The sequence below is a fragment of the Streptomyces sp. NBC_01283 genome, from assembly GCF_041435335.1.
Lineage (GTDB): Bacteria > Actinomycetota > Actinomycetes > Streptomycetales > Streptomycetaceae > Streptomyces.
The window spans coordinates 2,071,231-2,086,676 of the sequence record NZ_CP108430.1; the positions used below are offsets into that span (position 1 = coordinate 2,071,231).

14 protein-coding genes are annotated in these 15,446 nt (G+C 69.7%); 7 read left to right on the forward strand and 7 right to left on the reverse strand.

Features of this window, described 5'->3' with window-relative positions; genetic code table 11:
• Nucleotides 1-9: 9 nt before the first annotated feature.
• From OG302_RS09390 to OG302_RS09400, 3 genes are read right to left on the reverse strand one after another with little or no spacing between them, the layout of a single operon-like run.
• On the reverse strand, nt 10-1,362 hold the full coding sequence (locus tag OG302_RS09390) for a M20/M25/M40 family metallo-hydrolase (protein ID WP_371526346.1): 1,353 nt from the start codon (nt 1,360-1,362) through the stop codon (nt 10-12).
• Nucleotides 1,355-2,188 (reverse strand): M55 family metallopeptidase, encoded by an 834-nt coding sequence (locus OG302_RS09395; protein WP_371526347.1) that lies wholly within the window; start codon nt 2,186-2,188, stop codon nt 1,355-1,357. The genes OG302_RS09390 and OG302_RS09395 overlap by 8 nt, the downstream gene beginning before the upstream one ends.
• 6 nt (nt 2,189-2,194) lie before the next feature.
• Nucleotides 2,195-3,694: an MFS transporter gene (locus tag OG302_RS09400; RefSeq protein WP_371526348.1), complete on the reverse strand. Its 1,500-nt coding sequence runs from the start codon at nt 3,692-3,694 to the stop codon at nt 2,195-2,197.
• 143 nt (nt 3,695-3,837) lie between these two features.
• On the opposite strand from OG302_RS09400, the gene OG302_RS09405 reads away from it, so the two are divergent.
• Entirely contained in the window at nt 3,838-4,776 is a 939-nt protein-coding gene (locus tag OG302_RS09405; protein ID WP_371526349.1) for a LysR family transcriptional regulator, read from the forward strand.
• Here the strand turns inward: OG302_RS09405 and OG302_RS09410 are convergent.
• A complete protein-coding gene (locus OG302_RS09410) occupies nt 4,760-5,821 on the reverse strand; it encodes a tellurite resistance/C4-dicarboxylate transporter family protein (RefSeq protein ID WP_371526350.1) in 1,062 nt (353 codons plus the stop codon). The genes OG302_RS09405 and OG302_RS09410 overlap by 17 nt on opposite strands.
• Before the next feature lie 206 nt (nt 5,822-6,027).
• Here OG302_RS09410 and OG302_RS09415 point away from each other — a divergent pair, with 206 nt between their 5' ends.
• From OG302_RS09415 to OG302_RS09425, 3 genes are all read left to right on the forward strand, one after another.
• Nucleotides 6,028-6,801, forward strand: a complete 774-nt coding sequence (locus OG302_RS09415) for a radical SAM protein (RefSeq protein WP_371526351.1) — start codon at nt 6,028-6,030, stop codon at nt 6,799-6,801.
• Nucleotides 6,693-7,001 carry a hypothetical protein gene (locus tag OG302_RS09420; protein WP_371750071.1) on the forward strand — a complete coding sequence of 103 codons (309 nt, stop codon included), beginning with the start codon at nt 6,693-6,695 and terminating at the stop codon, nt 6,999-7,001. The genes OG302_RS09415 and OG302_RS09420 overlap by 109 nt, the downstream gene beginning before the upstream one ends.
• Before the next feature lie 252 nt (nt 7,002-7,253).
• Nucleotides 7,254-7,886, forward strand: coding sequence for a TetR family transcriptional regulator (locus OG302_RS09425; protein ID WP_371526352.1), 633 nt, complete (start codon nt 7,254-7,256; stop codon nt 7,884-7,886).
• 557 nt (nt 7,887-8,443) lie between these two features.
• Here the strand turns inward: OG302_RS09425 and OG302_RS09430 are convergent.
• On the reverse strand, nt 8,444-10,183 hold the full coding sequence (locus tag OG302_RS09430) for an MFS transporter (RefSeq protein WP_371526353.1): 1,740 nt from the start codon (nt 10,181-10,183) through the stop codon (nt 8,444-8,446).
• Between the two features lie 322 nt (nt 10,184-10,505).
• Nucleotides 10,506-11,027: a TetR family transcriptional regulator gene (locus OG302_RS09435; protein ID WP_371526354.1), complete on the reverse strand. Its 522-nt coding sequence runs from the start codon at nt 11,025-11,027 to the stop codon at nt 10,506-10,508.
• Between the two features lie 361 nt (nt 11,028-11,388).
• Here OG302_RS09435 and OG302_RS09440 point away from each other — a divergent pair, with 361 nt between their 5' ends.
• The 3 genes from OG302_RS09440 to fdxA are packed head-to-tail and all read left to right on the forward strand — an operon-like array spanning nt 11,389 to nt 14,667.
• Nucleotides 11,389-13,254 carry a 2-oxoacid:acceptor oxidoreductase subunit alpha gene (locus OG302_RS09440; protein WP_371526355.1) on the forward strand — a complete coding sequence of 622 codons (1,866 nt, stop codon included), beginning with the start codon at nt 11,389-11,391 and terminating at the stop codon, nt 13,252-13,254.
• Nucleotides 13,247-14,350 (forward strand): 2-oxoacid:ferredoxin oxidoreductase subunit beta, encoded by a 1,104-nt coding sequence (locus OG302_RS09445; RefSeq protein ID WP_371526356.1) that lies wholly within the window; start codon nt 13,247-13,249, stop codon nt 14,348-14,350. Before OG302_RS09440 ends, OG302_RS09445 begins: the two co-directional genes overlap by 8 nt.
• Nucleotides 14,347-14,667 (forward strand): ferredoxin, encoded by a 321-nt coding sequence (gene fdxA / locus OG302_RS09450; RefSeq protein WP_371526357.1) that lies wholly within the window; start codon nt 14,347-14,349, stop codon nt 14,665-14,667. The genes OG302_RS09445 and fdxA overlap by 4 nt, the downstream gene beginning before the upstream one ends.
• Before the next feature lie 48 nt (nt 14,668-14,715).
• Here fdxA and OG302_RS09455 read toward each other — a convergent pair whose 3' ends face one another.
• The gene (locus tag OG302_RS09455) at nt 14,716-15,441 is read right to left on the reverse strand and encodes a class I SAM-dependent methyltransferase (RefSeq protein WP_371526358.1); all 726 of its coding nucleotides are present in this window, start codon (nt 15,439-15,441) and stop codon (nt 14,716-14,718) included.
• Nucleotides 15,442-15,446 lie beyond the last annotated feature (5 nt).

Genomic DNA, 15,446 nt, shown 5'->3' on the forward strand with positions numbered 1-15,446 from the left:
TTGTGTTCCCTAGGCCGTTCTCAGATAGCGGTCGAGTACGCGGACGCCGAAGTGCAGCGCGTCGACAGGGACGCGCTCGTCGACTCCGTGGAAGAGCGCTTGGTAGTCGAAGCCCTCCGGTGTCCTCAGCGGCGAGAAGCCGTAGCCGGTGATGCCGAGTCGTGAGAACTGCTTGGCGTCCGTGCCGCCGGACATGCAGTACGGCACGACCTTTCCCTCGGGCGCGAACTCCTCGACGGCGGCCCGCATCTTCGCGTACGTCGACGAGTGGACCGGCGCCTGAAGCGCCACCTCACGGTGGTGGAACTCCCAGTCGACGTCCACTCCGGTGAGCCGGTCAAGGGTGGCGGCGAACTCTTCCTCCCCGCCCGGCAGATACCGGCCGTCCACATAGGCGACGGCCTCCCCGGGGATGACATTCACCTTGTAACCGGCCTGCAGCATCGTCGGGTTGGCGCTGTTGCGTACGGTCGGCGCGACGAGGTCGGCGGACCGGCCGAGCTTCTCCAGGAGCGCGTCCACGTCGAATCCGGGCGCATCCAGATCGGCCTGTTCCCCGTACAGCGCGGCCAGTTCGGTCAGGGCGGCCCGGACCGTCGGCGTGAGCCGCACCGGCCAGCGGTGCTCGCCGATGCGGGCGATCGCGGCGGCCAGCTTGCTCACGGCGTTGTCGGGGTTCACCTTCGAGCCGTGGCCCGCCTTGCCGCGCGCGCTCAGCCTGAGCCAGCCGGTGCCGCGCTCCCCCGCCGCGATGGCGTAGAGCTGATTGCCGCGGCCGTCGTGGAAGGTGAAGGCACCGGACTCGCTGATGCCTTCCGTGCAGCCCTCGAAGAGGGACGCGTGCCGGTCGGCGAGGAACCCGGAGCCGTCCTCGGCGCTCGCCTCCTCGTCGGCGGTGAACGCGATGACGATGTCCCGCCGGGGCCGCACTCCCGCGCGCGCCCAGCCGCGCACCACGGAGAGGATCATCGCGTCCATGTTCTTCATGTCGATGGCGCCGCGACCCCATACGACACCGTCGCGGATCTCCCCGGAGAAGGGGTCCACGCTCCAGTCGGCGGCCTCGGCGGGGACGACGTCCAGGTGGCCGTGGACGAGCAGCGCGTCGGCGGAGGGGTCCGTGCCCTCGATGCGTGCGACCACGTTCGTACGGCCCGGTGTCCGCTCCAGGAGGGTCGGTTCGAGCCCGGCTCCGGCGAGGCGCTCGGCGGCGTACTCGGCGGCGGGCCGCTCCCGGCAGTCGCCGCTGCCCCTGTTCGTGGTGTCGATGCGGATGAGCTCCGAGGTGAACCGGACGACCTCGTCGAGCGCCTGCTCGTCGACGTGTCCGGCGGCCCGATGCCCCGGCTGCTCCTCAGCCATACTGTTCCTCCACGGCGGCCGATGCGATCGTCGTGACCGCCTTGAACGTACGAATGCCCTCGTACATGGTGTCGCTGGTGTACGCGATCTTCCGCTCGCCGGTGCGCCGCACGCCCGGCACCACGGTGGACGCCATGGACAGATGCTCGGCGTCGAATTCGAGCTCGACGGTGAACGGGCCGCCCCGGACCGGTTCGTGCCGCACGGCGAGCCGCGCCGCCTCCTTGGCGGCGGCCCGGATGTCGGAGGCGGTCCGCCGCGGGGTGCGGCAGACCGCCGCGTACCGCGACACGTGGTCCTTGACGGCGACCTTCAGCGCGCCGGGCGCGTAGCCGAGCGCGTCCTCGCAGGCCAGGTCGTCGCCGGTGACGAGGACCACGGGCACCCCGTACTCGGCGACGACGTGGGAGTTGAGCAGCCCCTCGCTCGCGCGGTCGCCGTTGACCCACACGCCGGTGATCGAGTTGGCGAGGTAGGTGTGCGCGAGCACACCCTCCATGCCGGCGCCCGCGTGGTAACCGATGAACGCGATGCCGTCCACGTCGTCGTGCTGGACGCCCTCGACCATGGAGAGGGACTTGTGCCGACCGGTGAGCATCTCGGCCCGCTCGTCGAGGTCCTCCAGGAGCAGATTGCGCATGGTCCAGTGGGCTTCGTTGATGAGCACCTCGTCGGCGCCCCCGTCGAAGAAGCCGAGCACGGCGGCGTTCACGTCCGAGGTGAACATCGAACGGCATCGCTCCCACTGCGGCGTACCGGGCAGCACGTCAGCGGGCCAGGTGACACCCGTGGCCCCCTCCATGTCTGCGCTGATCAGGATCTTCATGCCGCCTCACGCTACGCGTTCACCAACTCCTGGACCAGGTCCGTCGGCGACCGCGTCGCGCGTCGCGTACGGACGAGGAGTACGTGTCCCGCCGGACCCCGAGCGGAGTCCGAAGGCGCTGATCAGCGCGGCGAGCAGGGCCGCGGCGAGCGGGACCCAGAGGGCCGCGCGATAGCCGTCGAGCAGCGCGGCGGGTGAACTCGCCGTGGTGGCACGGACGTTGACGAAGGTGACCGCGGAGAGACCAAGGGCGGCACCGAACTGGAAAGCGGTGTAGAGCAGCCCTCCGGCCAGGCCCTGCTCCTCCTCCTTGACGCCCTCGGTGGCGACGATGGTGAGCGGGCCGTAGGTGAGGGCGAAGGCGAGGCCGAGGATGATCAGGGCGGGGAACATCGCCGGGTACGACCAGTCGGCGCCGACCGGCAGGAACAGGGCGTAGGACAGCGCGGCGAGCAGCAGGCCGCCGAAGATCACCCGCGGGTTGCCGAAGCGTTCGACCAGTCTGGGGGTGAGGGTGGGCGAGAGCACCGCGTCGGCACCGACGACGATCAGCGCGAGGCTGGTCTGGAGGGTGGACCAGTCGCGCAGTTCCTGGAGGTAGAGGACGACCAGGAACTGGAACCCGAAGAAGCCGCCCGCGAAGAACAGACCCGCGAGGTTGGCGCGGACCAGGGCGCCGCTGCGGAAGATCCCCAGGCGGACGAGCGGGGCGGCCGAGCGGCGCTCGACGGCGACGAAGACGGCGATGAGGGCCAGACCCGCGGCGATGATGCCGGCCGTGACGGCGGCGCTCGCGTGGGATGCGCGCTCCACGCCGAGGACGAGCAGCACGATCGCCGCGGTGACGGTGAGGGCGCCCAGCAGGTCGACGCGTTGCCCGGTGCGCTCGGGCCGCGGCGACCTGGGGACGAAGGCGAGCGCGGCGGCCAGGATCAGGGCGGAGAGCACCACGGGCACGAAGAACACCCAGCGCCAGCCGATGCCGGTGAGCAGACCGCCGACGACCAGGCCGATGGAGAAGCCGCCCGCGGCGGTGCCGGAGTAGAAGAGCAGCGCCTTGTTGCGGCGCGGGCCCTCCTCGAAGCCGGTGGTGATGATGGAGAGGCCCGCGGGGGTCATGAAGGCCGCGGCGACGCCCGTGACGAAGCGGGCGACGATCAGTGTCCAGCCCTCGGTGGCGAAGCCGCCGAGACCGGAGAAGACCAGGAAGACGGAGAGCCAGAGGACGAACATCTGGCGGCGTCCGAAGAGGTCGGCCGCACGGCCGCCGAGCAGCATGAAGCCGCCGTATCCGAGGACGTAGGCGCTCATGACCCACTGCAGGGACCCGGTGGACAGGCCCAGATCGGCGCGGATGGACGGCAGGGCGATGTTGAGCATGGCGACGTCGATGCCTTCGAGGAAGATCGCGCCGCACAGGACGAGCAGGACGCCCCGCTCCCGGGGTGTAAAGGTGACCGGGGAGGCGCTGGGCGCCCCGGCTGATGACTCTCTTCGCGTACTCACGTCGGTTCTCCGCCACATCGTCGCTGGTGCCGGGGTTTTCCCGGCTCACTCACCCTCGATCAGGGCGCAGGGCCGGAACAACGGCGAAGAACACAACGTTCGTTCAGTCGGGCTTACCGATCCGAGCTGCCTGGGGGACGCCGATGGAACGCGATGAAGTGGAGTGCTTCCTGCTCCTCGCCGAGGAGCTGCACTTCGGCAGGACGGCCGAACGCATGCGGCTGTCGCGCGCCCGGGTGAGCCAGCTGATCCAGCGCACCGAACGCCGCGTCGGCGCACCGCTGTTCGTGCGCACGAGCCGTCGCGTCGGGCTGACCGCGATCGGCCGCCGGCTCCGCGCCGACCTGGAACCGCACCACCGGGCCATCGACGCGGCCGTCGAGCGGGCCGCGGCCACCGCGCGCGGCATCGACAGCGTGCTGCACGTCGGCTTCGCCAATCCGCTGGCCGGCGAGATCGTGATGAGGGCGACGGAGGTGCTGCGCGTGAGCCATCCGGGGCTCGCGGTGGAGATCTGCGAGGTGCCGCTCGGCGATCCGTACGGGCAGTTGCGCAAGGGCGAATTCGACGTGCAGCTCACGGAGTTGCCGGTGCGCGAGGATGACCTGGGCGGCGGTCCCGCGCTGATCGCTGAGGAACGCGTCCTGGCGATCGCCTCCGCGCATCCGCTGGCCGCACGGGACTCGGTGTCGCTGGAGGACCTGGCCGACGTGCCGCTCCTGACGATCGAGGGCGAGGTGCCCGACTACTGGCTCGAACACCACGTCCCCGCGCGCACACCGTCCGGCAGGGCGATCGGCCGCGGGCCCGGGGTCACCAACATGCAGGAGGCGCTGATGCTGGCCGCGGGCGGCAAGGGCGCGTTCCTCGCTCCCGCGCACACGGGCACGTACTTCGCCCGGCCAGGAGTCGCGTACGTGCCCTTCACCGATGCCGAGCCGGTCGGGTACGGCCTGGTGTGGCGGGCCGGCCACGGCACGGGGGCGGTCGCGGCGTTCGCGAGGACCGCCCGCGAGGTGGCCCGTGACGTGACGCAGGGGGATCCCCGGAGCGTGGCGGGGGCCGTCAGCGCGGCGGGCTGAGGTCCGCGGGGGCGGTCGGGGTCCGCGCGTCGTCGCGCGCCGATCGGAACGCGCCGACCGCGACCACCGCCCAGACCGCGAGCGCGGGCCAGAGCAGTACCTTCCCGCAGGTCCAGAGCGCCGGAACGTCCGCGGCCGTGGCGGTGGAGAGCGCGGCGACGGCGGTCATGCCGAGGGGGAAGACGGTGGCCCAGCGGCGGACGTCGTGGTGGAGGCGTGGCCACCGCAGTTCGCAGCCGACGAGTACGACATACCAGGCGAAGGCGATGCCGAGCGCGACGAGGGTGACGATCCGCAGGACGTCGTGCGCCGGGGTCGCCCACCGCAGCGGGCCGTCCGGCACGGCGGCGGCGACCAGCTTCGATCCGGCGAGGGCGGAGATGGCCATGGCACCGGCGATGATCCAGTGGTCGCCCCGGCCGGTGGCGAGCTGCCGGAAGTCGAAGCGGAGCAGCACCACGCCGTACAGGACGAGGCCGATGGCGAAGAGGGCAAGGGCGGGCCACATCAGCCACGCCTGCCGGTCGGCGGTGGCGACGGTCGCGGCGAGGACGACGATCGCCTGGGTGGCCACGCACACCAGATAGGCGGCGCCCGGCACCTTGCTCTGCCAGTGGCGGATGACGTGGGACATCAGCGGCGGCCAGAGCAGCGCGCTGAGGCAGAGCAGGGCGATGGAGACGGGCTGGTGCCCGAGCAGGGAGAGCCGGGTGCCCAGTACCGCCGTGGCGGCGACGGCGGTCAGCGCGGGCGGGGTGTCGATCTCGCGGCGCCAGCGGTCCCGTTCGGTCAGCAGATGCCGGGCGAAGACAGCGGCCAGGAACAGCCAGACCAGCAGCGCCACCACGAGCAGCGCCAGTGACGCCCACTCCACGCCGAGCAGGTGCAGTCCGACGGAGAGCACGGCGGTGGCCATGACCGCGGCTCCCGCGGCGGGCGGCAGTCCGTCGGCGCGGTTCATCCGGTCCGCCCAGTACATCCGGTCCGCCCGGTTCATCCGGCCCGTCCGGCGCCGGCCGCGGCTGTCGGCTGCGTCCCTCGGCATGGCGCGGCTCCAGCGGCTCCAGCGGGTCCATCGGCGTACGGGTTCCCGCCCGTGATCCTGACACGGGCGGGGGCTCGCGGCATGTCGGCAGGAGCTCGGGGCGGCGGGAGCCGCGGGTCGACAGGAGCTGCGGCAGGTGCCTTGCGGAGCTCTGTTCAACGGTCGTAGAGTTCAACACCGGACGAGTTCAATGTGCGTTGACTTTGATGTTCGTCCGCCCCCGCGGCGCCCCCTACGACCAGGAGAGGCAGGGCTCGCTCGCGCGACAGATCCCCTTCCAGATGAACGACGGCGGCCTCGTCGCTCTCCTGCCGGACGGGCACGTCGAGTTCCTGGCGGCGCCCGCCAGGGAGATGATCCTGCGTCACAACGCGGGAAGCCCCGTCTCCTCGACCGAGTTGATGAGCCACGTACTCACCGATCCACTGGTGGAGCTTGAGCGGTTCCATCCGTCCGCGCCCGCCATCGCGTTCGTGGAGACCACCAATCTCTGCAACCTGCGCTGCCGGCGCTGCTACGCGGACTCCGCGCTCAAGCGGCCCGACGAGATATCCACCCCGCGGATCAAGCGGCTTCTGGACGACTTCGCCGACATGGGCGTGCTCCAGGTGTTTCTGACGGGGGGTGAGATCTTCTCGCACCGGGACGCGGGGGAGATCATCCGGCATGCGCGCAGGAAGCCGTTCAGCACGCAGATCTTCACCAACGGGCTACTCAGCACCGAGGAGCGGCTCGCCGAGATCCCGGCGGGCCAGTCGTTCTTCATCAGCTTCGACACCCGCCCGCCAAGCCCCCACCACCGCGTCCCCCCGAGATCCCGGCGGGCATCGACGACGACCTGCCGACCCGCCTCGCCCGCAGCTACCTGCCCCTGTGGGAGCCCGGCGACGAGGAGTCACCGCTGGTCGAGGTCCACCGCATCGCGCTCTCCGACCGGGACGCGTCCGCGGTCCTGCGCACGTGCGTATCGGAGTCACTGAACGGCCAGGTCGACCACCTGCCGCCCGGCCCCGACGCGGATCTGCGGACCGCGCTCTTCGGCGCCCACCTCGGCGGTACCGCGATCGTCCGGCACCTGATCGGCGTCGAGGTGGTCGCCGCCGCCGACCTCGAAACGGTGATCGAAACGATCGCCCCCGCGCTGCGCCAGACCCTGATCGGACCCGCCAACCCCCGGTGACCGCACCGGCAACAGGCACCAACGGCCGGGTGACCGGCGCGGGGCGCGGCTCCGCGCCAAGATCCACGCACGAGTCTGGAAGTCCTCGGATAGCGCCTGTTAGGATGTTTTCACTACGCAATGAATTACCCACTCTGACACCCCCCGAAGTGCAGTGATTCCATGACGCCCAGGCGCACGGACGGACCTTCGACGTCCGCCCGAAAGTCCCCCTCCCCCCAGAAGCCGCCCGCCGGGAAGAAGCCGAGGCCGTTGCGCGCACGCAGTGGCCGCCGGTCCGGCGACAGCGGCACGCGCGAGCAGATCCTCGTCGCGGCGCTCCACCTTTTCGCGGACCGCGGCTACACGAGCACGACCATCCGCTCCATCGCCGAGGCAGCACAGGTGGACCCGGCACTGGTGCACCACTTCTTCAACAACAAGGAGGGGGTGTTCCGCGCGGCGGTCGAGTCGCAGCTGAGCGTCTCCGCCGCCTTCGACGAATTCGACGCGCCCCAGCCCGACGGTTCGGCCAGGACCGCCGCATGGCTGGCCCGGACGTACCTGAACTTCTGGGAGCACGAAGAGACCCGCTATGCGATGACCGCCATCTACCGCGCCGGCCTCGCCGACAGCGCCACCTCGGACCTGCTGCGGGACCGGATCGAGACCAGCATCGAGAACTGGGCCGGACAGATGGTCTTCAAGGACCACCCGGACGCGTCCATCGTCTCGGCCCTCGCCTCGTCCCACCTGGCGGGCGTGGCCATCGTGCGCTACGTGCTCAAGGTCGAGCCGCTGGCCTCGATGGACTTCGAGGACATCATCCGCTGGGTGACGCCCACCCTGAACCTGCGGCTCGCCTCCCTGGACCTCCCGGACGCCCCTTCGGAGGACCAGGACTGACCAGCTCCGTACGGACGACCAGGACCGACGGCTCCGTACGGACGTGAACACGAAGGCCGGGGAACCCTCGATCAGGGTTCCCCGGCCTGTCAACTGTCGCGCCCCCGAAGGCAGTTGACGTCTGTCGCGTCAGGCCCGCCAGGTGATCTTCGAGGCGACCGGCCCACTGGGCCGAGGTCATCCTCGTACGCGAGACGGCGGCGGACAGGAGGGGCGCGGCGACGAGCGTGAGGACGCCGAGGGTCTGGACGGTGATGAGCGGTCCGTGCCGCAGCGCCCCCACGTGGAGCGCCGCGCCGGACAGGTTGAACAGGACGGAGGCCCACCAGGCCCCCGTACGGAAGAGACCACCGGTCCCCCGCGCCGCCACCCGCCGCTGCACGACGGCAGCGGCGGCGTAGGCGAGGGCCGAGACGATGCCGAGCGACAGAACCGGCACGACGGTGTCCACCGCGGCTTCCTTTCGCAGACGGGGAACCGGACCCGGACCGGTGGCGCGGGGTCTCCCCCGGCCCCCGATCCGGTTCCGGTTCCGGTTCCGGTTCCTCAGGGTGGTGTCACGCGCCTCCGGGCACGTCCGTGACGTCCTCCGGGCGGATCCTCGGCAGGGCGAGGACGAGCAGGCAGGAGGGGCCGAAGCAGCCGATCTGCCAGTAGACGACCTGCTCGAAGCTCTCGCTGAAGTTGGTCCTGCGCGCCTCGGGCACCGCCTTCTCCAGGACCGCGGCCCGGACCTTGTCCTTGGCCTCCTGCGGGGCCGGGTTGTTCGCCATCTCCTTCTCGATGGCCGCGCAGCTCTCCGGTGTCTCGGTGAGGTCCTTCTGGTTCATGCGGTCGTGGAAGCAGGTCCGGAATCCGCCGACGGCCTTGTCCTGCTGACCGTCGACGACACCCGCCGCCGTGAGGTCGCTGCGCAGCGCGGACACGGCCGCCTGGCTGGAGTCGTCGGCGTTCGTGCCGAGGAATCCGTAGAAGAGGATGCCCGCGACCGCGATGCCGATCGCGATGCCGACCTGCTGCACGGTGGCGAGCATGCCGGACGCCGAGCCCGCCTCGCGGGAGCGGATGCCGGCCAGGATGATGCCGGTGCACGGGGCGAGGAAGAAGCCGCCGCCGAGGCCGGCCACCATCAGCGAGGGGATCAGCTGGTAGCCGTGCAGGTCCGATCCGGCCCAGTGCACGGTCGCGATCACCCCGGACATGCCGACCAGCAGCAGCCCGGTGCCGAGCGCGAGCGTCTTGGTGCCGAGCTTCTTGACCACGGCCGTGGAGCGCGCCGAACCGGCCGCGATGAGGACGGCGAAGCCGAGGCTCACCAGACCCGCCGAGATCGGCGCGTAGGCGAACCCGACCTGCAGGCTCATGAAGAACGTCATGAAGAAGGACGGGATGCCCGCGAAGAACACGATGCTGATCAGCAGCCCGACCGAGAACGACCGTTCCTTGAACAGCCGCATCGGCACCAGCGGCGACTTGGCGGGGTTGTTCGACAGCCTGCCCTCGTAGAGCGCGAATCCGATCAGGATCAGCGGGCTGAGGCCGAGCAGTGCGAGGCTCCAGGTCGGCCAGTCGTGCTCGCGGCCGATGACCAGTGGCAGGATGAGGCTGAAGAGTCCCGCGGAGAGGATCGTCGCGCCCACGACGTCGAGGCGCTGGGCACCGTCGGCCTTGGACTCGGGGATCTTGGCGAGGCCGAGTGCGAGTGCCACCAGGCCGACGGGCAGGTTGACGTAGAAGATCGCACGCCAGTCGGTGCCCAGGACGTCCAGATCGATCAGCCAGCCGCCGAGCACGGGCCCCAGGACGGTGCCGAGGCCGATCGAAGCCCCGTACATGGCAAGGGCCTTGGGGCGCTCACGCGTCGAGAAGGTGACCTGGATGATCGAGAGGACCTGAGGGAACATCAGGCCCGAGCACAGGCCTTGCAGCACCCGGGACCCGATCAGGAACGTCGACGTGGGGGCCGCGCCGCACAGTGCCGATGCGGCGGTGAAGCCCAGCATGCCGATGAGGAAGATCTTCCGGCGGCCGTAGATGTCGCCGAGCCTGCCACCGGTCACCAACGCACAGGCGAAGGCCAACGAGTAGACGGCGACGACGAGTTGAATCTCGGCGAAGGTGGCGCCCAGGTCGCTCTGCAGCGACGGCAGGGCGACCATCGTGATCGTGGTGTCCAGCATCTGCATGAAAATCGCGGAGAGCGTGACCGCGAGGACCACCCAGCGCGCGGAGTGTCCGGCGGACCCTGACCCGGACGAAGTACCCGGCGGATTCCCCGCCTTCACATCGGTACTCATTGCTTCCATGTTCCCCCCTCGGGCCCACTGACTGCGGCCTGCTGGATTATTCACCGTCCAATGAAGTCTACGAGAATTGAATTTCCTCACGCAACCCTGATGGCTCGCTTCCGGACATCCGGGCTCCGCTCAACTCAATGCCGTGCGGGCAGGTTTGAGGCGTAGTTACGTTGCTGCGGCGGGACGTTGGGGCAGCTTCAACAGCACTGAGCACCCCCGGACCGGCGCATGCCGAAGTGGGCCTTTGCGTTTATGAACGCAAAGGCCTGAAGGGTTGGGCCGCCCTACACTCGCTGCGGTCCCTCGCGCCTGCCGGACCGGATCAGCGCCCGGCCTCGAGACAGCCGGCGACGACCGGCATGAGTGCGCGGACGAGTTCGTCGGAGCTGCCTTCCTTCGCCAACTCGGCCGGAAGCAGCTCCAGATGACGTGCCATCACGACCCCGACGAACAGGCCGCCGATCAGCGCGAGCCGCATCTCGCCGCCCTCATCGTCGGCGACCCTCTCGGGCACCAGCGACTGCCGCAGCCGCGACTCGGCGGCGGACAGATCGAGCGCGGACCGCAGGACGCCGAGGATGCGCGTGCGCTGCACCCCGTCGTCCCAGTCGGCCACGGCATTGCGGAGCAGCCACTCCGCGGCGTCCGGATCGCGCCGCCCGACAGCTTCACGAAGCACCTCGGCCGGCCGGACCGTCTCCGCCGCCACGGCGGTGAACAGGGCCTCCTTGGAGGCGAAATAATGCCCGACCAGGGCGGGATCGCAGCCCGCGTTCGCGGCTATGGAGCACACGGAGGCCCTGCGGAAACCCTGCTCGGCGAAGAGGTCCGCGGCGGACCGCATGATGGGCCTCACGCGTACTCGGCACACCCTTGTCGTCCCCCACTGCGGCAGCCCCTCTCGATCGCGAGCCCGCACAGAATCAATTCAACTGACGATGAAGTCTACATAGAGTGAGTTCATCGGTCCAGGCACCGCCACGAGCCGATGACCCGCCGACGCCCGCCCGGCGATCCGGTGCCGGTCCAATACCGCTCGAACGGCGGCCGAACAGCGCCCCAACGGTGGTCCGCCGCCGGTCGACCGGCGGTCCAGGATGAATTCAACGCCTATTGAAATACCCTGACGGCGCTTCTAGGCTCGGGCCGGGTGGCGGGTCGGACAGCCGTCCGACCGCCCAACCACCCCTAGCGAGAGAGGACTTGTGCCGGTGACGAAGCAGACAGAGCGGCTCGATCGAGTCATCATCCGGTTCTCGGGTGACTCCGGCGACGGCATGCAGCTCACCGGGGATCTGTTCACCTCGGAGACGGCATCCTTCGGCAACGACCTGTCCACACTGCCGAACTTCCCCGCCGAGATCCGCGCCCCCGCGGGAACACTGCTCGGAGTCTCCAGCTTCCAACTGCACTTCGCCGACCACGACATTCTCACGCCGGGCGACGCGCCGAACGTGCTCGTAGCGATGAACCCGGCGGCGCTGAAGGCCCATCTCGGTGACGTGCCGCGGGGTGCGGAGATCATCGTCAACACGGACGAGTTCACGCCCCGAGCGCTCCAGAAGGTGGGGTACGCATCAAGTCCGCTTGAGGGCCACGACCTTGACGCGTACCGGGTGCACCCAGTCCCGTTGACGACGCTGACGGTCGAGGCGCTCAAGGAGTTCGACCTCTCGCGCAAGGACGCCGGCCGCAGCAAGAACATGTTCGCGCTCGGCCTGCTGTCGTGGATGTACCACCGCCCGACCGAGGGCACCGAGAAGTTCCTGCGCACGAAGTTCGCCAAGAAGCCGGACATCGCCGAGGCGAACATCGCCGCCTTCCACGCGGGCTGGAACTTCGGCGAGACGACGGAGGACTTCGCCGTCTCGTACGAGGTCGCTCCGGCCGCCCACGCCTTCCCGACCGGCACGTACCGCAACATCTCCGGGAATCTGGCCCTCTCCTACGGCCTGATCGCCGCGGGCCGGCAGGCGGACCTGCCGCTCTACCTGGGTTCGTACCCGATCACCCCGGCCTCCGACATCCTGCACGAGCTGTCCAGGCACAAGAACTTCGGTGTGCGGACCTTCCAGGCCGAGGACGAGATCGCGGGGATCGGCGCCGCGCTGGGTGCGGCGTTCGGCGGCTCGCTCGCGGTGACGACGACCTCGGGGCCAGGTGTGGCGCTGAAGTCGGAGACCATCGGCCTCGCGGTGTCGCTGGAACTGCCGCTGCTGGTCGTGGACATCCAGCGCGGCGGCCCTTCGACCGGTCTGCCGACCAAGACCGAGCAGGCGGATCTGCTGCAGGCGATGTTCGGGCGCAACGGCGAGGCGCCGGTGCCGATCGTGGCACCCAAGACCCCGGCGGACTGCTTCGACGCGGCGCTGGAGGCGGCCCGCATCGCGGTCACCTACCGCACGCCGGTGTTCCTGCTGTCCGACGGCTACCTGGCCAACGGCTCCGAGCCGTGGCGCATCCCGGACACCGATGAACTCCCGGACCTGCGCGTCCAGTTCGCCTCGGGGACCAACCACACCGAGGACGACGGCACCGAGGTCTTCTGGCCCTACAAGCGCGACCCGCAGACCCTGGCCCGCCCCTGGGCGATCCCCGGCACGCCCGGCCTCGAACACCGCATCGGCGGCATCGAGAAGCAGGACGGCACCGGCAACATCTCCTACGACCCCGCCAACCACGACTTCATGGTCCGCACCCGCCAGGCCAAGATCGACGGCATCCAGGTCCCCGACCTCGAAGTCGACGACGCGACCGGCGACGCCAAGTTGCTGGTCCTGGGCTGGGGTTCGACCTACGGGCCCATCACCGCCGCGGTACGCCGCCTGCGGGCGGTCGGCGAGAGCGTGGCGCAGGCCCATCTGCGCCACCTCAACCCCTTCCCGCGGAATCTGGGCGAGGTCCTGAAGCGTTACGACAAGGTGGTGATTCCCGAGATGAACCTCGGGCAGCTCGCCACTCTCCTCCGCGCCAAGTACCTCGTGGACGCGGTCTCGTACAACCAGGTCAATGGAATGCCGTTCAAGGCCGAGCAGCTCGCCACGGCTCTCAAGGAGGCCATCAATGGCTGACACGAAGACCGAAGGCACCGGGAGCACGATCGAAGCGCTTTCCCTGGTCCCCAAGGCCGAGGCCAAGCAGTCCATGAAGGACTTCAAGTCCGACCAGGAGGTGCGCTGGTGCCCCGGCTGCGGTGACTACGCCGTCCTGGCCGCCGTGCAGGGCTTCATGCCCGAACTCGGCCTGGCCAAGGAGAACATCGTCTTCGTCTCCGGCATCGGCTGCTCCTCCCGCTTCCCGTACTACATGAACACCTACGGGATGCACTCCATCCACGGCCGCGCCCCCGCCATCGCCACCGGACTGGCCTCCTCACGCCGCGACCTGAGCGTGTGGGTGGTCACCGGCGACGGCGACGCACTGTCCATCGGCGGCAACCACCTCATCCACGCCCTGCGCCGCAACGTCAACCTGAAGATCCTGCTCTTCAACAACCGCATCTACGGCCTCACCAAGGGCCAGTACTCCCCGACCTCCGAAGTCGGCAAGATCACCAAATCCACGCCGATGGGCTCCCTCGACGCACCCTTCAACCCCGTCTCCCTCGCCATCGGCGCCGAAGCCTCCTTCGTGGCCCGCACCGTGGACTCCGACCGCAAACACCTCACCTCGGTACTGCGCGAGGCCGCCGAACACCCCGGCACCGCCCTGGTGGAGATCTACCAGAACTGCAACATCTTCAACGACGGCGCCTTCGAGGTCCTCAAGGACAAACAGCAGGCCGAAGAAGCCGTCATCCGCCTGGAACACGGCCAGCCCATCCGCTTCGGAGCACCCCTGGAAAACGGCCTGGGCTCCAAAGGCGTCGTCCGCGATGCGGCCACCGGTGACCTCAAAGTCGTCCCGGTCACCTCTGAGACCGAGTCTCAGATCCTCATCCACGACGCGCACTCCACCTCGCCCACGCTCGCGTTCGCACTGTCCCGCCTCGCCGACCCCGACACCCTGCACCACACCCCCATCGGCGTCTTCCGCAACGTCGAACGCCCCGTCTACGACACCCTGATGTCCGACCAACTCGACACCGCCATCGAGCAGAACGGCAAGGGCGACCTGGCCGCACTCCTCGCGGGCGGCGACACCTGGACCGTGGAGCGATCCTCATGACGTACGTCATCGCCCAGCCCTGCGTCGACCTCAAGGACAAGGCATGCATCGACGAATGCCCCGTCGACTGCATCTATGAGGGCGCACGGAAGATGTACATCCAGCCCGACGAGTGCGTCGACTGCGGTGCCTGCGAACCCGTCTGTCCGGTCGAAGCCATCTTCTTCGAGGACGACACTCCCGACGAGTGGCAGGACTACCGCAAGACGGACCTGGAGTTCTTCGCCGAGCTCGGCTCGCCGGGTGGTGCTTCCCGGCTCGGGCCTCTCGACACCGATCACCCCGTGGTCGCCGCGCTGCCCGCCCCGCCCCTCTGAGACGGCCCCGCTCCTCTGCCGAGGCCCCGGACAGACGGAGTCGGCCCCTCAGCCCGCCCGCCCCACCACCAGCCACTTCGACGGCAGTTCGATCCGTGTGCCGTCCGGGGTGAACTCGGTGGTGGTCAGCGGCAGTTCTCCCTTCGCGAGCACCGTGAGGCCCGCCGCCGTGACGTACTCCGGCACGGCGGCGTCCGCGACCTCGCCCGGCGTGAGGCCGTGCGAGAAGACCGGCGCCAGCTTCGGCGGCGGGCCCTCCGGGCTCGTGGCGAGGCCTCTCAGGACCGCCCCCGCGGCCTCGGCGAGCTCGACGACGAACGCCCTGCCGCGCTCGCCGAGCAGCGTCGCGATGCCGTCGACGAGTGGCTGACGGTCATCGGGATCGCACTGGTGGAGCACCCCGCGCATATAGACGTTCACGTCGCCGAGCTCCGCGTGCAGCTGCTCGGCCTCGGACTTCTCCGCAGCGTCGACCTGCCGGAACTCCACCTGCCCCGCCGGGTCGGCGTTCCGTGCCTGCCGCAGGGCGGCGGCGGACAGGTCGGCTCCCAGGACACGCGGGTAGCGGTCGGCGAGGAAGCGGGTCTGGGTGCCGTTGCCGCAGCCGAGGTCCACGACGGGCAGGCCGGCGGCCGTCATGTGCGGCTCGAAGAGGGCGAGGTGGATGCCGACGGTGAGCACGGGTTCGGCGTCCCAGAAGACGGCGCCCTCTTCGTCGGGAGCATCCCGCCAGAACCCCTCCCACGCCTCCTTGTACCGACTCGTGACACTCATGGCCA